The organism is Halomarina litorea (assembly GCF_024227715.1).
GTDB classification, from domain to species: Archaea; Halobacteriota; Halobacteria; order Halobacteriales; family Haloarculaceae; genus Halomarina; species Halomarina litorea.
Genome location: NZ_CP100449.1, coordinates 315,378 through 335,394, shown reverse-complemented (window position 1 = coordinate 335,394; position 20,017 = coordinate 315,378). Strand labels below are relative to the sequence as shown.

General features: G+C 67.8%; 17 protein-coding genes and 1 pseudogene. 6 read left to right on the top strand and 12 right to left on the bottom strand.

Annotated features, from left to right (window positions below):
- Window positions 1–109: 109 nt before the first annotated feature.
- From NKG96_RS21110 to NKG96_RS18775, 3 genes are all read left to right on the top strand, one after another.
- The gene (locus NKG96_RS21110) at window positions 110–340 is read left to right on the top strand and encodes a CBS domain-containing protein (protein ID WP_368409328.1); all 231 of its coding nucleotides are present in this window, start codon (window positions 110–112) and stop codon (window positions 338–340) included.
- Entirely contained in the window at window positions 322–501 is a 180-nt protein-coding gene (locus NKG96_RS18780; RefSeq protein ID WP_254538314.1) for a CBS domain-containing protein, read from the top strand. Before NKG96_RS21110 ends, NKG96_RS18780 begins: the two co-directional genes overlap by 19 nt.
- Window positions 502–575: 74 nt before the next feature.
- Window positions 576–923, top strand: a complete 348-nt coding sequence (locus tag NKG96_RS18775) for a cupin domain-containing protein (protein WP_254538313.1) — start codon at window positions 576–578, stop codon at window positions 921–923.
- A 57-nt stretch (window positions 924–980) separates the two neighbouring features.
- On the opposite strand, the gene NKG96_RS18770 is transcribed toward NKG96_RS18775, so the two are convergent.
- The 6 genes from NKG96_RS18770 to NKG96_RS18745 are packed head-to-tail and all read right to left on the bottom strand — an operon-like array spanning window position 981 to window position 9,503.
- Window positions 981–2,819: an IucA/IucC family protein gene (locus tag NKG96_RS18770; protein ID WP_254538312.1), complete on the bottom strand. Its 1,839-nt coding sequence runs from the start codon at window positions 2,817–2,819 to the stop codon at window positions 981–983.
- Window positions 2,820–2,821: 2 nt separating this feature from the next.
- Window positions 2,822–4,195 (bottom strand): lysine N(6)-hydroxylase/L-ornithine N(5)-oxygenase family protein, encoded by a 1,374-nt coding sequence (locus tag NKG96_RS18765; protein ID WP_254538311.1) that lies wholly within the window; start codon window positions 4,193–4,195, stop codon window positions 2,822–2,824.
- Window positions 4,188–4,826 (bottom strand): GNAT family N-acetyltransferase, encoded by a 639-nt coding sequence (locus NKG96_RS18760; RefSeq protein ID WP_254538310.1) that lies wholly within the window; start codon window positions 4,824–4,826, stop codon window positions 4,188–4,190. Before NKG96_RS18760 ends, NKG96_RS18765 begins: the two co-directional genes overlap by 8 nt.
- Complete coding sequence (locus NKG96_RS18755; protein ID WP_254538309.1) at window positions 4,823–6,646, bottom strand: IucA/IucC family protein; 1,824 nt, start codon at window positions 6,644–6,646, stop codon at window positions 4,823–4,825. The genes NKG96_RS18760 and NKG96_RS18755 overlap by 4 nt, the downstream gene beginning before the upstream one ends.
- A complete protein-coding gene (locus NKG96_RS18750; protein WP_254538308.1) occupies window positions 6,643–8,130 on the bottom strand; it encodes a pyridoxal phosphate-dependent decarboxylase family protein in 1,488 nt (495 codons plus the stop codon). Before NKG96_RS18750 ends, NKG96_RS18755 begins: the two co-directional genes overlap by 4 nt.
- On the bottom strand, window positions 8,127–9,503 hold the full coding sequence (locus NKG96_RS18745; protein ID WP_438267429.1) for a diaminobutyrate--2-oxoglutarate transaminase: 1,377 nt from the start codon (window positions 9,501–9,503) through the stop codon (window positions 8,127–8,129). The genes NKG96_RS18750 and NKG96_RS18745 overlap by 4 nt, the downstream gene beginning before the upstream one ends.
- 385 nt (window positions 9,504–9,888) lie before the next feature.
- Between NKG96_RS18745 and NKG96_RS18740 the strand changes: the two genes are divergently transcribed.
- A complete protein-coding gene (locus NKG96_RS18740) occupies window positions 9,889–10,230 on the top strand; it encodes a hypothetical protein (protein ID WP_254538307.1) in 342 nt (113 codons plus the stop codon).
- Between the two features lie 19 nt (window positions 10,231–10,249).
- On the opposite strand, the gene NKG96_RS18735 is transcribed toward NKG96_RS18740, so the two are convergent.
- From NKG96_RS18735 to NKG96_RS18720, 4 genes are all read right to left on the bottom strand, one after another.
- Complete coding sequence (locus NKG96_RS18735) at window positions 10,250–11,038, bottom strand: SDR family NAD(P)-dependent oxidoreductase (protein ID WP_254538306.1); 789 nt, start codon at window positions 11,036–11,038, stop codon at window positions 10,250–10,252.
- Window positions 11,039–11,152: 114 nt separating this feature from the next.
- Window positions 11,153–11,296: a rubrerythrin-like domain-containing protein gene (locus NKG96_RS18730; protein ID WP_254538305.1), complete on the bottom strand. Its 144-nt coding sequence runs from the start codon at window positions 11,294–11,296 to the stop codon at window positions 11,153–11,155.
- Window positions 11,297–11,442: 146 nt separating this feature from the next.
- Complete coding sequence (locus NKG96_RS18725) at window positions 11,443–14,319, bottom strand: bacterio-opsin activator domain-containing protein (RefSeq protein WP_254538304.1); 2,877 nt, start codon at window positions 14,317–14,319, stop codon at window positions 11,443–11,445.
- Between the two features lie 114 nt (window positions 14,320–14,433).
- The gene (locus NKG96_RS18720) at window positions 14,434–16,170 is read right to left on the bottom strand and encodes an alkaline phosphatase D family protein (RefSeq protein ID WP_254538303.1); all 1,737 of its coding nucleotides are present in this window, start codon (window positions 16,168–16,170) and stop codon (window positions 14,434–14,436) included.
- Between the two features lie 178 nt (window positions 16,171–16,348).
- Between NKG96_RS18720 and NKG96_RS18715 the strand changes: the two genes are divergently transcribed.
- On the top strand, window positions 16,349–17,140 hold the full coding sequence (locus NKG96_RS18715; RefSeq protein WP_254538302.1) for an SDR family oxidoreductase: 792 nt from the start codon (window positions 16,349–16,351) through the stop codon (window positions 17,138–17,140).
- A 93-nt stretch (window positions 17,141–17,233) separates the two neighbouring features.
- On the opposite strand, the gene NKG96_RS18710 is transcribed toward NKG96_RS18715, so the two are convergent.
- The gene (locus NKG96_RS18710) at window positions 17,234–18,166 is read right to left on the bottom strand and encodes a hypothetical protein (protein WP_254538301.1); all 933 of its coding nucleotides are present in this window, start codon (window positions 18,164–18,166) and stop codon (window positions 17,234–17,236) included.
- A 117-nt stretch (window positions 18,167–18,283) separates the two neighbouring features.
- Between NKG96_RS18710 and NKG96_RS18705 the strand changes: the two are divergent.
- A pseudogene (locus NKG96_RS18705) lies at window positions 18,284–18,899 on the top strand (aldehyde dehydrogenase family protein); the annotation flags it as partial.
- Window positions 18,900–18,905: 6 nt separating this feature from the next.
- Here the strand turns inward: NKG96_RS18705 and NKG96_RS18700 are convergent.
- Window positions 18,906–19,961 carry a phosphotransferase family protein gene (locus tag NKG96_RS18700; RefSeq protein ID WP_254538300.1) on the bottom strand — a complete coding sequence of 352 codons (1,056 nt, stop codon included), beginning with the start codon at window positions 19,959–19,961 and terminating at the stop codon, window positions 18,906–18,908.
- Window positions 19,962–20,017: the final 56 nt, after the last annotated feature.

Genomic DNA, 20,017 nt, shown 5'->3' with positions numbered 1-20,017 from the left:
TCTGTCGTTTTCACGGTTTTTGATTCGTTGGGCACTTCGACGAGTTGCCACCCACAGTGGTGGCGACGGTAGCTGGTCGAATCCGCGACTGACGAGTACGACCGCGTCGGTGAAGGTGGACGTGGACGCCGGGTCCCCCGCGAAGACCGTCGTTCCGGACACCCCGGTCCGCGGCGCCGCGGCGAAACTCGTCGGAGAGGACCTCGGCGCGGTGGTCGTCCTCGATGGCCGGGGCCACATCGCGGGGCTCCTCACGGCGACAAACGTCGTTCGCGCGTCGGGGACGGGACCCTGTCGCCGGACGCGACCGTCGCGGAGTTCATGCAGACGGACGTGCTGACGACGACGCGCGACACGCCCGTCGAGGACGTCGCGGCGACGATGGTCGACCACCTCGCCCACCACGTTCCCGTCGTCGAGGGACGGGTGGTCGTCGGCATCGTGTCGACGCTGGACCTGACGGCGCAGTTGACCGCACCACGGGAACCCGCCGGGGCGTGAGACGGGCGGCGCGCTCCCGTCCTCCCGACCGTTCCGACCACAATACTGATGCGAGCGCCCGGCGCGAACCGGCCATGGAACCCGTCGACTTCGAGGCGGCAGCGACCTACGAACCCGACGAGGGCTGGCGGCGCGTGTCGCTCGCGGGCAGCGACCGCTTCACCTTCGAGTACTTCGAGAAACCGCCGGGGCACACCTCCCCGATGCACGACCACGAGAACGAGCAGGTCTGTCTCTGCCTCGCCGGCGAACTGACCGTCCACACCGAGGACGACACCGTCGTCCTCGAACAGTACGACTCCGTCTGGCTGGACGCGTGGGAGTCCCACCGCGTCGAGAACGCTGGCGAGGCCCCGGCCGTCGGACTGGACGTGTTCGCCCCGGGGCGGAGCTTCGACTTCTGGACCGACCGCGAGGAGTAGCGAGGGACGTATCCGGCAGACCGCCGGACACACAGAGCGGCTACGGCTCGTCCGCGCTCAGTCGTCTCCCGTCCCCGACGTGTTCGTCACGTCGGCGGACTGCCCTCCGACCTCGTGGAGGGCGTTCGTCACGGTGCCGTGTTCGGACGCGTGTGGGCGGTGGGGCGCATCGTCGTATCCGGTGTCGAAGATGCGGTTCCGGTTGAGGGTGAGTTTCGTGAACTCCGGCTTGAGCAGGTCGAACAGCTCGAAACGCTCTTCGAGTTCCGGGAACCGGCTCTGGTAGCCGAGAATCGTCTCGCGGGCGTGTGTCCAGAAGCGCTCTTCGGCGTACCCCTCGTGGGTTTCGAGGACGTCCGCGACGTACCGAAGGACGCAGACGAACAGCCCACAGAAGACGAACTGACAGAGTCCTTCCGGTGGCTCCTTCCGCAGTACGTCGTGCATCTCGTCGGGGAGCGATTCGAGTTCCGGGAGCGGTCGGTCGCTCACGTTCACGTCGTCGACGAAGTCCTTCACGGCGAGTCGCACCGGAATCCCGTCCTCCACGACGAGGATGGTGTTCTGGCCGTGCGGCGAGAACACCGTCCCGTAGCGATAGAGGAAGTGCAAGAGCGGCGGCAACAGGGTGTCGAAGAACTCCGCCAGCCACTCGTCGAGCGTGAGTCTCGACCGCTCGACGAGCCGTGAGAGGTATGGCACCCCCTCGCCGTCGACGTGCATCAGCGCGGAGAGTGTAACCGCCCGCTCGTCGTCGTCGAGGAACGTGTAGATGGACTCGCGCCAGACCGCGCCCAGTAGCTCGTGGTACTGATAGGGCGAGCCGTCGATATCGGTGAAGTCCCCGTGGTCGTAGTTGACGCCCGCGATTTCACCGGGAAGGATCAGTCCCTCGCGCTGGAGGAACTCGTCGTCCTCGTAGATGCCCCGGATGTACTCCGTGACGGTCGGCGCGAGTTCCGTTCGCTCGCCGGGGAGACCCCGCCAGACGAGCGTGTTGAGGATGCGCATCGGGACCTTCACGTGGTGCTTCTCCGCGTCGTCGACGTTGACGAACGTCCGGACGGACTGCTGCGGGAGGTACTCGTCGGGGCCCTCGCCCAGCGGGACGATGTCGGCGGCGGCGATGTCACCGGGGAACAGCGGGACGATACTGTTCTCCCACTGCCAGTCGTGGACCGGGAGGAAGTAGTACCCGTCCGGATCGAGTCCCTGCGCGGCGAGGCGGTCGCGGAACACGTCGTAGTGCTCGCCGAGTTCGCACCGAACGAGCGAGTCGTGGGTGACGTCATCGGTGCTGGCGAACTCAGCTCGCTCCTTGCTGACTGCGGCCCACGAGAGCCTCACTGACTCCCGCTGTTCGGGGGCGTACGCCCTGTAGTCGTCGTACCCCCAGCCGAGTCGACCCTTGTTGTAGGTGATCCATGGATGTCCGCTCATCTCACCTTCGAGGGCGGCATAGCCGAGGGTCGTCGGGTCGAACCCGTCCCGGTCCTGCCTGCGTGCCTCGATGTGGGCGTCGGCGAGTAGCGTCCGCTTGTACTCCCGGACGAGGTTCCCCTCGGTGAGTCCATCGAGGTCCGTCGTCTCACCGAGGTCACGCAGCAACCGGAGCGGGTCGCTCAACGGCTCCCACCCACCGCCCGCCCGACGTTCGATGGTTTCCCCGTAGACGTGGAGGCTGTCCATCAGTCGCTCGGTCGCCTCGAAGCGATACCCGGTCTCGCCGAGGTCGAATCGATAGGCCGAGCGGTCGTCGCCTGCGGCGACCTCCCGCGGGGTGAGAATCTCCTCGTAGGAGAACTCCTCGACCACCTTCGTCAGGAGACGGCGTTCGACCGTCTCCCAGTGTTCGGCGTCCAGTGCGTCCCGTCGCGTGGTGTCGTTCGGGTCCATCGTCAGTCGTCCTGTGTCGGCGTACCGGTGGTCTCGCTCCTGTCGCGTGGGGAAGCGTTCGGTGCGCGTTCGACGAATCGCTCGACCGAGAAGTCCTGAAAGACGGTGTCGACGTCCTCCGGGTAGGCGCTGCGGCCGACGAGGCGATTGACGAACTGTGTGTTCCGGTAGCATCCGAGGCCCAGGTCGGGAACCCCGACTCCGTGGGTGTGCAGTTCGGCGTTCTGGAGGAAGACGTCCCCCGGGAGGGCGATCTCGAGGCGGTGGTCCCTCGTCACCCCGAACCGACCCCTCTCGTCCCACCCGATGGCGTCCTCGAGCGGTTCGAGGAAGCCCGGGATGGGGCGTTCGTATCCGGTCCCGAGGACGACGACATCGCTCTCGTGAACGAACGACTCCTCGGCTTGCCACTGGTGGCAGTCGAGGGCGTACGCGTCGCCGACGGGTTCGATATCCCGGAGTTCCGTCATCGCGAAGAGCCCGACGTCGGGCTCTCGGCCGCCGATGGAGCGGCGGTAGAGCAGGTCGTATATCTCGGCGCTCGTGTCGGGGTCGACGCCCTTGTACAGCAGGTCCTGGTCCGGGATGCAGTCGTCCTTGACGGGTTGTGGGAGGTCGTAGACGTACTGCTCGTACTCGGGGGAGAAGTGCTGGAGGCCGAGCTTCGAGTACTCCATCGGGAAGAACCCCTCCGAGCGCGTCAGCCAGTCGAGACGGTACTCGCAGTCCGACTGACGGCTCAGCAGGTCGTGGAACACCTCGGCGGCACTCTGCCCGGACCCGACGACCGTTACCCTGTCCGCCCCCAGCACCCGCTCGCGGTTGTGTCGGTACCGGGCCGTGTGAAAGACGTCGTCTTCTGGATGTCCTCGGAACGCCTCGGGGACGTGCGGGACGGAGCCGATTCCGAGCGCGAGGTTCTCGGCGCGGTAGTCGAACTCCTCACCAGTTCCGGGATCGCGCGCGGTGACGACGTAGTGTGCCCCCCGGTTGTCCCAGCGGACGTCGGTCACTTCACGGCCGAACTGGCAGGTGTCGAGTCGCTCGACGACCCACCGCAGGTAGTCGTTGTACTCCCGGCGCGGGATCTGGAACGTCTCGTAGAAGTAGAACTCGTAGATCCGGCCCGTCTCACGCAGGTAGTTGAGGTAGCTGTACTCGCTGGTCGGGTCCGCGAGCGTCACGAGGTCCGCGAGGAACGGGACTTCGAGGGTCGTCCCGTCGAGGAGCATCCCCTCGTGCCACTGGAACTCGGCGTCACGTTCGAGGAATGCGGCGTCGACGTCCTCCTCGACCGAGTCGAGCATCGCCGCGAGCCCGAGGTTGAACGGACCGACGCCGATACCGACAACGTCGTACACGTGGTCGTCAGTCATCGTCGCTCACCCCCAGCGAAGGCGCGGCAGCCCCATCGGCGAGGACGGCCGACTCGAAGCGCTCGCGTTCACAGACCATCAACAGGGCGTCCTTCCCGGCCTCCTCGAAGTGGAACTCCTCACGGGGCTCGAAGCCACCCTCTTCGAAGACGCGGATGGCCCGCTCGTTCCGGGTGTCTGGCTCTGCGACCACCCGGTCGGTTCCGGGGGAACGGAACTGCATGGCGACGACGGCGCACAACAGGGGACGCGCGTAGCCGTGCCCGAGGTACTCCTCGGGTCCGATGAGCAGGTGGACGCCCTGGTCGTTCGGGTCGGCGTCGTAGTGGTTCGCGAGGTCGTCTTCGGCCGCCCAGTAGCACTCCCAGTAGCTCATCGGGACGTGGTCGAGACAGCCGACGTAGGGGGTCAGGTGGTCGTCCGCGAGTTTGTCGCGGAGAGCCGCCCTGAACGCGGGCAGTGGCAGGTCGAGTTGCCAGTAGGGTTCGACGTGATCGCTGCCGAGCCACCGATGGAGTCGACCGAGGTCGCGTTCCATCGACGCCTGGCGGAGCGATATCGTGCGGTCGATGCGCCGGTCGAACGTCTGGTAGTCGTACTCGCGTGCGATAGTCGCGTCAGGTCCCGTCATGGGTCCACCTCGGTGACAATTGGATTCTCGACGTCAGTGTAGACGGACTGGTTCTCGAGGTCGTTCTCCAGTTCGTCGAGTCCGCGAAACCGGGTCAGCAGGTTGCTCTTGCACGGGACGGTCTCCTCGGTGAGGAGCGTATCCAGCAGCGACGACGAGGGGCGGTCGTACCCCTCGCGGATGGCCTCCAGTTCCTCGCGGAGGACGTCGAGCAGTCGGCGTTCGTCCGCGAGGTCCGCGCATCCGAACGCGTTGACCACGTCCAGCGCGTTGTTGAGGACGACGTAGTAGCGGAGCCGTTCGTCGGCGAGCGCGTCCGCACAGACCGTGTCCGCACGCTCTCCGACGCCCGGCAGGTAGTCGTCGACGCGCTCGGACTGCGATTCGGGGAGGTAGAACCCCTGGTTGTCGCGATAGTAGAACTCGCTCGGGTAGCCGTCGTCGAGGACGAGCACCGAGTTCTGCTGATGGGCTTCGACGCCGACGCCGCCGACGAGGTAGAGCCACAACACCGGTCGGATGCCGATTGCGAGGTACTGCCGGAACCAGTCCTCACTGACTGCCGCCGCATCCCGTCCCTCTCGTTCGGCGATGGACACAACGATTCGACCGAGTCGTGAGCGACCTCGAATGGCGTCCTGACAGAGCGACACCACTGGTGTCGCGTTGGTCGCATCTTCGCCACGGAAGGGGTTGGCACGGAGGACGGTCTCCAGACCGGATTCCCGCTCGGTTCCGACGTCGAGCGCGAGATACGCCGGGTCGCGGACGACATCGAACGATGGAAACGCCTCGGCAAGTTCGTCGCCGAACTCGGTGTCGAGCAGTTCCGCGACTGCGACCCCGCGTTCGAGTTCCGGTCGCTTGTTCGTCCGGACGGAGTTCGTGATGGTGACGTTCAACGACGACTTCACCATGAACGGCGCGTCCTCGCTGTAGAGTGTGCGGACCGACGTCGTCGGGGAGAACGTCCGTCCGACGGCCCCGAGGTAGTCGAGTCCGCCGCCGAGGTGTGCCTGCACGTGGTCCTGATCGAGGAGGTAGTCCGCCTGCCACGGGTGGACGGGCAGGAGGACGTCGTCGCTCTCGACGTGGTCAGCTACGAACGACTCGTCGACCGTCGGGTCCTCGCGCAACGCCGCTTTCACCCACGCCGCCGCGCTCCGCTCGAGCGCGGAGTCCTGTGAGACGAGGTCGGGTGTTGCTCGGAAGTAGTGTAGCGGGAACGACCCCCGGAGTTCGGGCGCGTAGGTCGCCCGGTGGCGTGTCGCGATTCCTCGACGGCTCTTGGGGGTCGGGTGTCTGTGGTGACCGAAGACGAGCGCCTGTTCGGCCTCGCGAAACGACAGCTGTTCGGCGTAGAGGTGCTCCTCGTCGTCCGCACGGGCCTCGACGAACTGCTCGACGGTAGCCTTGCTCCGGAGGACGCGTTCGAGGAGCGTGTCCGGTACCGCCTCACCGCCACGTGAGAGAGCGAGGTCCTTCACGACGAGCGACGCGAGGGTGGCCACATCAGCCGACTGTACCGCCCCGCCGGGCAGACGGTAGCGAACTGGCGTCTCGAATCGGTGGCCCTCGGTGGGCGAACGGTGTCGCAGTGGCGCCAGGAGTTCGACACCCTGTACGGGGAGCGTTGTCCGGAGGAGGCCGTCGGGGCCGGGCTCGACGCCGGCGGCGGCGTCGAGTCGCACCTCGTAGTCGGCCACGTCCCGCAGGTAGCAGTTGAGGAACGCGTGGACGGTCGCCTCGTCGGCCCGGACGGCCGGATCGACGTCGGCACCGCACCCCGCTCGCTCCCGGGCGTCGGCGTCGGTACTCATGCGACGACCCCCGAGTCGGTCCGCACGGCCAGCCCACACTCACGCACGACGTCGAGCATCGCCGCTACGTCGTCGAGCGTCGCCGTGGGGTTCAACAGCGTGAACTTCAGGCTCGTCACACCGTCCACGTCGGTCCGTGCGACGACCGCACGGCCGTCGCCGAGGAGTTCCTCGCGGACGGCGGCGTTGAGTCGGTCCACGGTCCCTTCGGCCATGTCCGCGTCCGGCCGATACCGGAAGACGACGGCGTTCAGCGTGGGGTCCTGAAGCAGTTCGAAGTCGGCACTGTCGGCGAGCAAGCCCGCGGCGTCGTCGGCCAGTTCGAGCGTGGACTCCACCAGGGACGCCAGCCGCTCCCGGCCGAGCGCTCGGAACGTGACGTACGGCTTGAGCGCGTCGAACCGACGGGTCGTCTGGACGGACTTCGCGACGAGGTTCGGCACTCCTGCGTCGTCGTGATCTTCGGGGTTGAGGTAGGCGGCGTTGCGCGCCATCCACTCGAAGTCTCCGCCGTCGCGAAGGAGGAACGCGCCACAACTGATCGGCTGGTAGAACAGCTTGTGGAAGTCCACGGCGAGCGAGTCGGCCCGTTCGATTCCGGACAGCAGGTCCCCGTACTCGTCGCTGAGCGCGAGCGCACCGCCGTAGGCGGCGTCGACGTGAAACCAGAGGTCGTGAGCGTCGGCGCAGTCGGCGAGTTCACCCAGGGGGTCGACGCTCCCGAAGTCGGTGGTCCCCGCCGTCCCGACGAGCGCGAACGGCTCGCAGTCCCTCGCGTCGAGGTCGGCGAGCGTCGCCTCGAGGGCAGCAGGGTCCAGTCGGCGGTCGTCGTCCGTCGGGACGCTCACCACGGCGCGTTCGCCGAGACCGAGGTGATGGGCGGCTTGCTTCCCCGTGAAGTGGGCCTCCTCCGAACAGAGGACCCGGAGCGACTCGGCTTCCGGGGGGAGTCCATCGACCCGAACGTCACGACCGAACGCCCTGTGGCAGTGACGGTCGCGGGCGAGCAACAGCGCCTGGAAGTTCGACTGGGTGCCGCCCGTGGTGAAGACCCCGTCAGCGCCGTCCGGGAGGCCGAACAGGTCACAGAGCGCGTCGACGACCCGCCCTTCGAGGACCGTCGCTGCCGGCGCCTGGTCGAAGGAGTCGAGCGACTGGTTCGTGGCGGTGAGCATCGCTTCCGCGGCGAGTCCCGGGACCAGTGGCGGACACTGGAGGTGAGCGGCGCATCGCGGATTTGCCGTCCCGACCGAGTGTGGGAGGACTGTCCCGGCCACGTCGTCGATGGCCGCATCGATACCCACACCGGTCTCGGGGACGACTGGGTCATCGAGTCGGGACGCGAGCGACGCCGGTGAGTGGCCGGAGTAGGGGGTCTGCCGGTCGGCGAACTCCTCGATGACAGCTTCGGTCGCTCGGCGCATCGCCCGCCGGTAGGCGGTGTCGCCTCGCTCGGAACCGACGAACAGTTCGTCTGCGCTCATAGCGACACCTCCGAAGCCGTCGCATCGGTGTTCACCACCGCGGAGACGGCCTCGTCGAAGATGTCGGCGATATCGTCGATCTGGGACTCCGAGACGATCAGCGGTGGGAGGAAGCGTGCGGTCGCGCCGTCGCGCCCACCGAGTTCGACGACGAGTCCCCTGCCGAAGCACTCGGCCTGCACCGATTGGGCGAGGTCACCGCCCGGGGCGTGTGGACCAGCCCCCCGCCAGTCCGACGCGGGGTCGACGAACTCGACGCCGAGCATCAATCCACGGCCACGGACGTCGCCAACGACGTCGAACCGCTCGGCCGTTGCTTCGAGACGGGCACGGAGGTGGTGCCCGACGGCTGTGGCGTGGTCGTCGAGGTCGTGTTCGAGGACGTAGTCGATAGTGGCTTCGCCGGCGGCCATCGCGAGCTGGTTCCCCCGGAACGTCCCCGCGTGCGCGCCGGGCTCCCAGACGTCGAGGTCCTCGTGGTAGACGACCACGGCGAGCGGCAATCCACCGCCGATAGCCTTCGAGAGGGTGACGACGTCCGGTTCGATGTCGGCGTGTTCGAAGGCGTACAGTTCGCCGGTACGACCGAGCCCGGTCTGAATCTCGTCGAGGATCAAGGGGATGTCCCGCTCACGCGTGATCCGCCGCATCTCGTGGAGCCACTCGTCGGGGGCCGGTATCGCCCCACCTTCGCCCTGTACGGGTTCGAGGATCATGCCTGCAGGGTCGGTGATCCCGCTTCCGGTGTCGTCGAGCAGGTTCTCCACGTACGAACTGGCGGCCCGGTGGCCGGCATCGCCACCGATTCCGAAGGGGCAGCGGTAGTCGTACGGGTACGGGAGGTGGTGGACGTCGCTCATCAGGCCCGGCACCGGCTCCTTGGCGTCTGTCTCACCCATCAGCGAGAGCGCGCCGTTCGTCATCCCGTGGTACGCCCCCCGAAACCCGAGGACGCTCCGGTTGTCGGTCGCGGTCTTGACGAGTTTGAGTGCCGCCTCGACGGCGTCGGTCCCCGCCGGGCTACAGAACTGGACCTTCGCGTGGTCACCGAACGCGTCGGGGAAACTCCCGAACAGCGAATCGACGAACTGCTCTTTCGCTGGCGTGGAGATATCGAGCGTGTGCATCGGCCGGTCGGCAGCGAGAACTCGCTCGATTGCCGCGACGACACGCGGATGGTTGTGGCCGAGAGCGAGCGTCCCTGCCCCCGCGAGACAGTCGTAGTACTCGTCGCCGTTCATGTCCGTCACGGTCACGCCCTGTGCCTCTCGTATGGCAAGCGGAAGGTGGCGAGGGTAGGTCCGAGCGTTCGATTCCCGGTTCGCCTGTTGGGTAAGGATCGGCTTGTTTCCCCCCTCCGGGTAGCTCACCATCCGGCACCTCCGTGGCGTCCCGGCGGGGTTTCAGGTCGAAAACGCGCTCCAGTAGGCTGTCGTCGCATACGGTTTTAGGCGAACCTAAAGATAGATAAAACCAACGAATTTTAGGTGGGCCAAAAGATTCCCACAAATTGGCTTCTCGAGGCTTCGTGAGCCACTGAGCGTTGGATCTTGACATAAATCTTTTATCTCCAGTATATTTAATACGATCTATTGATATTGTATTTTAGGTTGGCCAAATACCGGCGTGCCCGGGACCCGGCCTTCGGGACTACTTCGAAGCCAGTCGGCCCCCGCCCCGGTCGACGTCCGCCGTCCGTCAGACAGACGGCGCATTCCAAGCAGCAGTGTTAACTGTGGAACCGTCGTTTGCTACCGTATGTCGATATCTCGTCTCGCACCGCGCCGAGTGTTCGAGCGGGCGACGGTCGGCGAGCGACTGCACTGCCGGTTCGAACGGCCCGACGGGTCGACCTTCGGTGAGTTCGGCGATCCCGCCACCGTCGAGGTGACCTCCGTCACCGCCGGTCCGTACTACGAGCGGATGTACGTCGACTTCCGGGTGGAGGGCACCGACCGACGCTACGCCATGAACCGGGCGCGCGACGACGGCACCGTCGTCGTCGACGAACTCGGCGCTACCGGGTCGACGGGTGAGGGTTCACTCCTGTACGTCGTCGAGGCCACGACCGAGTACGACGCCCACCCGACGTTCGCCTGATTCTTCCGCGTTCGCTCAGTCACTCGATTCCCGCCTCGAAGGAGTTGCCCGGCTTGGGGACGCCCTTCGCCGTCACTGTCTCGCCGGTGACGAACGAGGCGGCCGGGCTAGCGAGGAACTGGACGACGTCCGCGATCTCCTCCGGATAGCCCACGCGCCGGTCGGTCTCCTCGCGTGGCGGGACGTCGTCGGGTTCGATGCCGAGCGTCTCGGCGACGCCGGGGGTCGGAATCAGGCCCGGCGCGACGCAGTTCACCCGGATTTCGTGGGGTGCCCACTCGACCGAGAGCGTCTCGGTCAGGCGGATGATGGCGGCCTTCGCCGCTCCGTAGTGACTCTCGCCGGGGGCGGCGTGCTGGCCGTTCACGCTGGAGAGGTTGACGATGCACCCGCCGCCGTTCTCGCGCATGACCTTCCCGGCCACCTGCGTGCAGTGGACCGTTCCGTTCAGGTTGAGGTCGACGATGGCGTTCCAGCCGTTCTCGCTGATCTCCTCGAAGGGCGCGACGAACTCCCCGCCGGCGTTGTTCACGAGGATGTCGACGCCGCCGAACTCCTCGACGGTGGCCTCGACGAGCGCCTCCACGGCGTCCCGGTCGCGGACGTTGCACTCCACTGCGAGCGCTCTGTTGTCGGTCTCGGCCTCGATGGCCTCCGCGACGGGGTCGACTCGCTCCTGTGCCCGCGAGCAGATGGCGACGTCCGCACCGCTCGCAGCGAGCGTCTCCGCGATTGCGCGTCCGATTCCCTGACTCGCGCCGGTGACGATGGCCGTCTTGCCGGCGACGGTGAAGTCCGGTTGCTGCATCGAACGAACGGGTGTGCCTCTCCCCTATAGTCGTACCGGCGTCGGCAGGGTGTCGCTGGGCGTATACGGGCCTACGGCGTCGGTCGGCATCCGGTGGTTGGGCGGGCCGGCCGCCTACTCGAAGGTGGTCAACCGGTTGCGCATGGACCCGCCACAGTCGGGACAGGAGTCCGGACTGCACTCGGCCCGGACGATGGTCCCACAGTCGAAACACTCGTACGCCGATTCCTCCCGCGGTTCGTACTCGACATCTCTCATCGGCGGAGAGCACTCGCTCGACTGGCATCGACGTACCCGTTCACTATCACACCACCGTCGAGACACCCCATTCACTATTCAACGGCCAAGTGGGGGCCGACGGTGACGCGACGGCGGCCGACCGTGTCGGTCGACGGCCGGCCGTCTCACTCGGGCGGGGGAGCGGAGAACGCGGCGACTCCCGCCTCGTCGAACAGCGTCGAGAAGAGCTTTCGCTGTACCGTCCGGACGTGCCGGTAGAACGCCGCCGGCGAGATGTCGAGTGTCGCGGCGACCTCCTCCCCCGTGCTCTCGCGGGGCGATTCGAAGAACCCGCTGTAGTGGGCCGTCTGGACCACTTCGAGTTGGCGGTCGGTGACCCGGTCGAGGAACCGCGCGCGCAGGTCGTGGGTCGACGACTGGTCGAGCGTCCGCTTCGAACGGAGGTCGATCGGCCCGACGGCGTTCGAGACGAGCCGCGAGATGTGGTGGACGTCGACCGTCTCCGGCACCTCGACGACGAGGGACGTCGCCGACTCGCCGGCGTCGACGCGGTGGAGGACGGCCCCGTGGTCGGCCAGTTCGAGCGCGAGGAACGGCTGTGAGACGCGGAGACGGACGACCCCGCCGTGCCCGTCGGCGCCGATGGACCGGAGGTCGTCGACGGCGACCAGTCGCTCGGCCGCCGCCTCGACGGCCTCGACCGACGTCCCCTCGACGGTCACGAAGACGACGGCCCCACGGTCCGTCTGCTGGACGCCGCCACGGTACGAGAGCGTACACCCCGCTTCGTGGGCGAGTCGAGAGAGGACGAACGTCTGGTCGTCGGTCCCGAACTCGAGGCGCGTCACCGACGTCGTCAACAGCGCGTTCTTGCGCTCGATGGCGCTCGTCGCGGAGGCGATGGTCTCTCCCAGTTCGGACAGTACCGCTCGCGTCGTGTCGTCGAACGCCCGCGGCGTGTCGGCGTAGACGGTCAACACGCCGTAGGTGAACTCGTCGTACGCGAGCGGGACGCTCAGGGCGGACCGGAAGTCGCGGGACAGCGCACTCGTCCGCCACGACTCCCCTCGGAGGTGGTCGGCGACGTTCTTCACCGTGGAGGCGGTGCGGGTCGCCGCAGTCCTCCCCGCGGGTTCGGTGCCGGTCTCCGCGACGGTGAACGACGCGTCGTCGAGGTAGCCGCGTTCGTCGCCCGCCCACGACCGCGGTTCGACCGTCCCCGTGGCCTCGTCGACGACGCCGATCCAGGCGAAGGCGAACCGGTCCTCGCCCGTCAGCCGCTGGCAGACGGCGTGTTCGACCTCCGGCCGGGTCTCGGCCGCGACGAGCGCCTGGTCTATCTCCCGGATGATATCGTTCGTCCGGGCGAGAGCCGTCAGGTCCGCGTTCCGTCGCTGGAGTTCGCGGTCCTGCCGCCGGAGCCTGCTCTCGCGTCGCACTCGGTCGAGCGCCGCCTCGGCCGTCGCCGCGAGCAGGTCCGCGAGTTCGCGGGCCACCTCGCCGAACCGACCCCGTTCGGCGGAGCCGACGACGAACACGCCGTGGTCGCCCAGTGGGATGGACGCGACGCTCCCGAGTCCCGTCGTCGGGTCGTCGATGTGGTCGGACTTGTGGGCGTCGTCGACGAACCGCGCCTCGTCGTGCAGGAAACTGTCGCTGACGAGTCGGGACCCGTCGGTGGGTACCGGCGAGAGCGGCCCAGCCAGTTCGCGCATCTCGTCCGACTGAGCGGCGGGCCGGAGGTCGTTCCCCTCCGCATCGAACAGGTAGACGGCACTCGCGTCGAGGCCAACGACGCTCGGTGCGTCGTCGACGACGTGTCGAGCGATTTCGTGGGACGTCTCCGCGTACAGGAAGTCACGTGCCGTCGCGTGAAGGGTCGCGAGTGCTTCCTCGCGCTGTTTGCGCTTCGAGATGTCACGGCAACTGTACAGGAGCGCCCCGTCCTGTATCGACACCTCCCGGACGTTGACGAGGAGGGTGTGTTCCCGCCCCGCCTTGTCCGTCGCCGTACACTCGATGTTCTTGAGGACCCCCGATTCGGCGAGTTCGTCCCGGTCGAACAGGTCCGTACCGAGGAGTTCGTCGATAGTCCCTTGCCGGTGAATCTCGTCGGCGGTGTAACCGAAGATGAAGTGGACGTTCGGACAGACGTAGGTGTACTCGCCGGCCTCGTTCGTCATGAGGACGGTGTCGGTCATGTTGTTGAGCGTCACCCGGTGGAGTTCCTCGGACTGCCGGAGGTTGCGTTCGAGGGTCACGCGCTCGGTGATGTCGACGCCCTCGACGACGACGGAGACGAGCCCCCCGAACTCGTCGTGGACGGGGCGGGCGGACATCTCGACGACAGCCGGCCGGCCGGACGACTGCGGCCGAGAGACGACCGCGTGCCCAAGTTCGCCGTCGAGGGCCGTCCCCACCACGCGACGAACGTCGTCCTCGACGCCTTCCTCACCTTCCCACCAGGGGAGCGTCCAGAACTGCTCCCCATCGGTTCCCTCGGCGGCGTCGGAGAGCCACTCGCGGGCGGTCCGGTTGGCGCGGACGAGTGCACCCCCGTCGTCGAGGACCCACGTCGCGGCCCGGGCGTCGCCGAACGTCGCCTCGAACTGGCGTGCGCGGTCGCGACGCGAGGCCGACCGCGCCGCGGCCTGCACGCACCGTTCGACGCGTGCGTGGAGGTCGTCGAACTGCTCGCGGGGGACACCCTCGAACGCGACGTAGTCGGAGACGCCGGCCCCGATGGCGGCACTCGCGACCGTCTCGTCGCCCTCCGCCGTACACACGACGACGGGGAGGGTCGACGTCCGTGCACGGACCGATTCGACCAGTTCCACGCCCGTCGCCGCGTCGAGCGAGTACTCACTGACCACGCAGTCGGTGGCGCGGTTCCGGACAACTTCGAGGGCGTCTTCGGCCGTCCCGACCCTGTCGACGGACGCGCCGACCGTTCGGAGTCGGTCGCCGAACTCGGCGGTCCACCTCGCGTCACCGACGAGGAGGACGTGGGACGAACGCAGCGAACCGTCAGTTGCGACCATCGTGCCTGCCTCCACCCCGGGGACGGTTGAACGTACCGCCACCTGCCGATGGTCGGCGGTCGGTAGTCGGGGGTCGGTGATTGTCGGTCGGTGGTCCGACCCCTCGGGCGAGCGCTACCCGCGGAACTCCTCGGTCACGTCCTCCAAGTGGACCTCGCCCTCCGGGACGCGGTAGGCGGTGACGACGTGGCGGTCCGCGTCCGGGGAGTCGTCGGTCTTGTCGACGGCGTAGCCGACGTACGTGCAGTCCTCGCGCGTGAACTCCACGACCGAGTAGCCCCAGTGGTGGCTGTCGAAGAACTCGATGTGGGGGTTCATCCCTGTGACGAGGCTGGTGAGCAGGGGTTCGGTCACCCGCCCGCGCCACCCCCGGGTCAGGTGGAGTGCCTCCGCGGCGTTCAGCGAAGTGACGGCGGGGGTCATGAACTCGACGCCGATGCGTTCGCCCTGTGCGACCCCCTCGCCGCCGGAGACGCGCCCCGGGTAGGAGGTCTGCTGGTAGGCCGCGACGTAGCAGTGCATGTCGCCCGTGAGCGTCACGAAGTTGTCGACGTCCGCCGCGCCGATGGTCTCCGTTATCTTCTGGCGCTCGCGGGTGTAACCGTCCCACCCTCCCTGAACGGGGAACACCGACAGCGGGCCGGACCCGAGTCGGAAGGGGACGGTGAGCACCTCGTCGGCCCACACCGTCCACGTCGTCTCGGACCCGGTGACGGTGTCGAGGAGCCACTCGCGTTGTTCCTCGCCGAGCATCGTCCGGCCCGGCGGTTCGTACTGCGGGCCGACGTTGTCGGGCGTCGGAATCGCCTCCCGGGGCGGGTCGCGGAACAGTCGCTCGTCGGTCAGCGCGAGCGTCACGAGGTCGCCGAACTCGAAGGCCCGCCAGAGGCGAAAGCGTTCTTGTAGTCGCTCGCCGGCCGGGTCGTACTCGACGCGGGCGGGTATGTACTCCCACCAGGCGTGCATCCCGTCGGCGACGAGTTCGGTCATGAACTCGGGGTCGTCGCTGCGAGGGTGGTCGCCCGCCGGCGCGTCCGTCGTCGAGTCCCAGTAGACGTCGTTGACGAGTTCGTGGTCGTCCCACCCCGCGATGAGGGTGTGCGACTCCAGTGCCTCCTGCAGGAAGCGTTCCTCGCGGTAGGTGCGGTGGAGGTAGCGGTAGTCGCGAAGCGAGTTCACGCGGCTCTCACCGCTCGGGAGCGTCAGGTCGCGGCCGGCGTAGTCGTACGACCCGACGCCCTTGAAGGCGCCGTCGCTCGACTCGTAGATGAAGTCGCCGACGTGGACGAGGAAGTCCACGTCCTCGCTCGCCACGTGGTGGAACGCGCCGTAGTAACCGTTGAGATAGTTCTGGCAGGCGAGGACGGCGACGCGCAGGGAGTCGGGCGAATCGTCGGGGGCCGGGAGCGTCCGACACCGACCGGTCCGGGAGGCCACGCCGGCGTAGACGAAGCGGTAGTAATACGTCGAGTCCGACTCGAGGCGGCCGTCGAGGTCCACCTTCACCGTGTAGTCGTGGGCGCGGACGCTCTCGCCGTCCGTGACGACGCCGTCGAAGACGACGTCCTCGAACCCCTCGTCGGTCGCCACCTGGACGGCGAGCGGTTCGTCCGTGTCGAACGCCCCGGGCGCGACGCGGGTCCAGAGGATGACGCCCGCGGGTGTGGGGCCGCCGCTGGCGACCGACTGCGGGAAGGTGCCGTCCGGGTCGGCGTCCGGGTCGAACGCGAAGACGTCCGTCCCGTCCGTCCCCGTCACGTCCATCGCCAGCGAGAGGTCGTGGGAGTCCAGTTCCGACAGGAGCCTTGAGTGGTCACCGGTGGGTTCGTCTACCCCATCGTCCGCGGTCATTGCCCGACGTTCTCCGCAGGCCGCAATGCCGGTTTCGGTCGCGTGACGGGCGCGATGTGGCGTGGTCGCCGCACCCTCGGAGGGGGCCGGCACACATCTCCCGCGAGCGCCGGTGGGGACCGGGCACCCCGCCGCCCACTCCTCAAGACCTAAGTGACGACCAGCGGTGCCATACCCCATGGACCTACAGATCGCGGGCAACACCGCGCTGGTGACGGCGTCGAGCAGCGGTCTCGGGAAGGCGTCGGCGACGGCACTCGCCCGCGAGGGCGCGAACGTCGTGATGAACGGCCGGACGCAGGAGACGCTGGACGAGGCCGTCGAGGAGGTGCGCGAGGTGGCCTCGGGCGACGTCGTCGGCGTGCAGGCCGACCTGACCGTGAAGGAGGACGTCGAGCGACTCGTGGAGACCACCGTCGAGGAGTTCGGCGGCCTCGACCACCTCGTCACCTCCGCTGGCGGCCCCCCGAGCGGGCCGTTCATGGAGACCAGCGACGAGGACTGGGAGGACGCCTTCGAACTCCTCGTGATGAGCGTCGTCCGCACCGTGCAGGCGGCCGCGGACCACCTCGCCGCCGACGGCGGTGGCACCTACGTCGCCATCACCTCCCGGAGCGTCAAGGAGGCCATCCCGTCGCTCGTCCTCTCGAACTCGGTGCGGATGGGCGTCATCGGCCTCGAGAAGACCATCTCGACGGAACTCGCCCCGGAGGTGCGCTCGAACGCCGTCCTCCCCGGCGCCCACGAGACGCGGCGCATCCGCGAACTCGTCGAACAGGGAGTCGAGCGCGGCGACTACGACTCCTACGAGGAGGGACTGGCGGCCCGCGGCGAGTCGAACCCGTTGGGACGCGTCGGCGACCCGATGGAACTCGGCAACACCGTCGCATTCCTCTCCTCGCCGCTCTCGGGGTACATCAACGGTGTCTCCATCCCCATCGACGGCGGGGACAGCAACTCGAACCTGTAACCGGGACGGCCCCTCCCCCGGAACGGGGAACTATACGAGTCGGGAACACACACCGCGCCATGTCAACACGTGACCGGGCGGCCGGCGACCGCCTCAGCTCAACAGGTCGTCAGCGTCTTTCGACCCCGTGACGATCGCGCTCCGGCCACTGCTGGAGACGGAGACGTCGTCCAGGTCGTCGAACGTCCCGTCGGAGCCGTCGTTCTCGTCGACGTACTCCTTGACGTCGTCGACGTCGATGTCGTTCTCATCCTCGAAGACGAGCGCCCAGCGCATGTCGGCCGTCTCGCCGTCGAGGGAGACGGTCGTTCCGCGTGCGACGAGGTCCCTGAACTCACCGTTCGCGGGGTCGTCCGCGTCCGACTCCTCGCGGGTTCGCCCGTAGACGAGGTCACCGTCGCCCAGTCGGTCGACGAGCGCGGTGAAGTGTTCGTTCTCGTCCGCGTAGCGGTCCTCCTCGCCCGCCTTCGCCTCGATGACCCGTTCGACGACGTCGACGGCGTCGCTCCCCTGGTAGGACTCCCGCCCCCAGACGAGCGTCTCGCCATTGACCCCCACGGCGACCGACTCGTCGCTCGAGACGTAGACGGTGTAGCCCTCCAGGTCCGACTCGTCGTCGAAGTCCTCGTCCTCCAGGTCCTCGACGACGTCGGCCTCGGGCACCTCGGTCGTGTAGACGCTGGCCGGCCCGAACGAGACGAGGTCGGTCACCTCGTCGAAGTCCACGCCGGTCCACCGCTCGGCCGGCCCGGAGAACAGCATCTCCAGCTGGTCGTAGTTGTCCGACCCGAGTTGATCCTCGTGGTCCGCGAACGCCGCCGGCCGCAAGTGGTAGAAGCTGTAGTGGTCGGAGTCGCCGAGTTTGTCGGGAGCGACGAGCCAGTCGGTGTACCGCCCGTCGCCGCCCAGCAACGAGACGCCGGGGGCACCCCCCAGACAGCCGGCGGTGGTGGCCACGAGCCCACCGGTCGCGGCCGTCACACCAGTTTTCAACAGATTCCTTCTCGTGAAACTGTCATCTTCCATGATGAGTTAGAACGACTACCCCTGATTAAATGTTCGGCATTAGATAAGTTTGGAAGCAAGTAATTTCAACGCACACGCTCCGGAGAAACCAAACACGTCGCGAGAGACGATAGCCCTCCCATCGGGACTGTCCTCTGTATCGCCCCGTACAACTACCCCCTCGCCACGACGGCGCTTCAGGTCGCCCGCGCGCTCGCGGCGGGCAACAGCGTCGTCCTCAGGCCCGCGGCGAAGACGCCGGTCAGCGCTGTTCCGTCGTCTCGTGCGTGCTCGTCCACCGCGAGGTCCACGACGGCCTCGCGGCCTGCATCGACCGCGAGATGGACGAGTGGATCCTCGGCAACCTCTTCGACGAGGCCACCGACCTCGGCCCCCTCGTCGACGAGTCACAGGCCGAGTGAGTCGGGGAACTGGTCGACGACGCCGTCGCCCGCGGGGCCACCCCCTCCGGGGCGACGAACGCGACGGCACGCGCTTCGAGCCGACCCTGTTGACGAACGTCCCCCACGGCACGCGGGTCCTCGCGCTCGACGCCTGCGTGTTCACCGCGGACTACGACCGCGCGCGCCGCGTCGCAGACGGCCTCCGGGCGGGGGCGGTCCGCATCAACGGCGCGCCCTCCCACGGCCTCGGAGACATCTCGCTCGGCGGGATGGGTGCCTCCGGCATCGGGCGCGAGGGAATCGGTCGCACCATCGGGGCGTTCACGACGACGAAGACTGTCGTGCTCTGAGCCAGGTCAGACGGTCCGGTCGCCGTCGACGAGTGCCTTCGCGCGGCGACAGACGGCGGGGACGAGCGCCTCCATCTCGGGGTAGAGGTCGTCGCTGCTGTCGCCCGCGAGGTAGCGCGCGTAGAACATCTCGCCGACCGCCGCGAGCATGTAGAGTCCGAGGACGAGGTAGAACGTCGGGTCGCTCACCTCGACGCCCGACTGCCGCTCGTAGCGCGCGAGCAACTCCTCGCGGGAGAGGTAGCCCTCGCGGTCGAGGAACGAGGGCATCAACCGCTCGCTGAGCGGGTCGGGGTCCCAGTAGACGAGTAGCCAGCCGATGTCGCGCAGGGGGTCGCCGAGCGTCCCCATCTCCCAGTCCATCACCGCCTCAATGTCGGGCGGGGTCCCCGGCGCGAACATGACGTTGTCCAGTTTGAAGTCGCCGTGGACCAGCGTGTGCTCGTACGAGTCGGGCACGTTCGCCGCCAGCCACGCCCCGATTTCGTCGACGTGGGACACCTCGCGGTCCGCCCGCGTGGTCTCGTAGGCCCAGTCGAACTGCTTGCCCCAGCGCTCGACCTGTCGCTCGGTGAACCCCTCCGGCCGGCCGAGGTCCGAGAGACCGACGGCCTCGTAGTCCAGCGTGTGTATCGCCGCGAGCGTGTCGATTAGTTCCTCGGAGACCCGCCGGCGACCCTCGGGGGTGGCGAAGCGCTCCGGTTCCCGGTCGCGAATCACGTCGCCGGCGAGGCGGTCCATGAGGTAGAACTCCCCGCCGACGACCGAGGTGTCCTCGCAGGCCAGCACGGCCGGCGGGACGGGGACCGCCGTGTCCCGGAGCGCGCTGATGACCCGGTGCTCGCGGAGGACGTCGTGGGCGCTCTCGGCCGTCTCGCCCGCCGGCGGCCGTCGCATGACGAGGTCGCGGTCCCCCCAGCGCACGAACAGCGTCTCGTTCGAGTGGCCCTCGCCGTGGTGGGCCACCTCGAACTCGTCGACCGGTCCGAGTTCGGCGGTGAGGTACGCGCGGAGGGCCGCCTCGTCGACGAGGCGGTCGAGGTAGGCGTCGTTCGCGGTCATGACTGAGCGTGACACACGGGGGAGTGGGGGATAGTTCTGTTCCCCGTCCCGCCGGG

What these genes read in the sequence shown, in the direction of transcription:
- NKG96_RS18740 (WP_254538307.1), top strand. Translation starts at nt 9,889, where the DNA reads ATGTCGATATCTCGTCTCGCACCGCGCCGAGTGTTCGAGCGGGCGACG.
- NKG96_RS18760 (WP_254538310.1), bottom strand. Translation starts at nt 4,826, where the DNA reads ATGACGGGACCTGACGCGACTATCGCACGCGAGTACGACTACCAGACG.
- NKG96_RS18715 (WP_254538302.1), top strand. Translation starts at nt 16,349, where the DNA reads ATGGACCTACAGATCGCGGGCAACACCGCGCTGGTGACGGCGTCGAGC.
- NKG96_RS18700 (WP_254538300.1), bottom strand. Translation starts at nt 19,961, where the DNA reads ATGACCGCGAACGACGCCTACCTCGACCGCCTCGTCGACGAGGCGGCC.
- NKG96_RS18720 (WP_254538303.1), bottom strand. Translation starts at nt 16,170, where the DNA reads ATGACCGCGGACGATGGGGTAGACGAACCCACCGGTGACCACTCAAGG.
- NKG96_RS18765 (WP_254538311.1), bottom strand. Translation starts at nt 4,195, where the DNA reads ATGACTGACGACCACGTGTACGACGTTGTCGGTATCGGCGTCGGTCCG.
- NKG96_RS18710 (WP_254538301.1), bottom strand. Translation starts at nt 18,166, where the DNA reads ATGGAAGATGACAGTTTCACGAGAAGGAATCTGTTGAAAACTGGTGTG.
- NKG96_RS18770 (WP_254538312.1), bottom strand. Translation starts at nt 2,819, where the DNA reads ATGGACCCGAACGACACCACGCGACGGGACGCACTGGACGCCGAACAC.
- NKG96_RS18750 (WP_254538308.1), bottom strand. Translation starts at nt 8,130, where the DNA reads ATGAGCGCAGACGAACTGTTCGTCGGTTCCGAGCGAGGCGACACCGCC.
- NKG96_RS18725 (WP_254538304.1), bottom strand. Translation starts at nt 14,319, where the DNA reads ATGGTCGCAACTGACGGTTCGCTGCGTTCGTCCCACGTCCTCCTCGTC.
- NKG96_RS18780 (WP_254538314.1), top strand. Translation starts at nt 322, where the DNA reads ATGCAGACGGACGTGCTGACGACGACGCGCGACACGCCCGTCGAGGAC.
- NKG96_RS18755 (WP_254538309.1), bottom strand. Translation starts at nt 6,646, where the DNA reads ATGAGTACCGACGCCGACGCCCGGGAGCGAGCGGGGTGCGGTGCCGAC.
- NKG96_RS18775 (WP_254538313.1), top strand. Translation starts at nt 576, where the DNA reads ATGGAACCCGTCGACTTCGAGGCGGCAGCGACCTACGAACCCGACGAG.
- NKG96_RS18730 (WP_254538305.1), bottom strand. Translation starts at nt 11,296, where the DNA reads ATGAGAGATGTCGAGTACGAACCGCGGGAGGAATCGGCGTACGAGTGT.
- NKG96_RS18735 (WP_254538306.1), bottom strand. Translation starts at nt 11,038, where the DNA reads ATGCAGCAACCGGACTTCACCGTCGCCGGCAAGACGGCCATCGTCACC.
- NKG96_RS18745 (WP_438267429.1), bottom strand. Translation starts at nt 9,503, where the DNA reads ATGGTGAGCTACCCGGAGGGGGGAAACAAGCCGATCCTTACCCAACAG.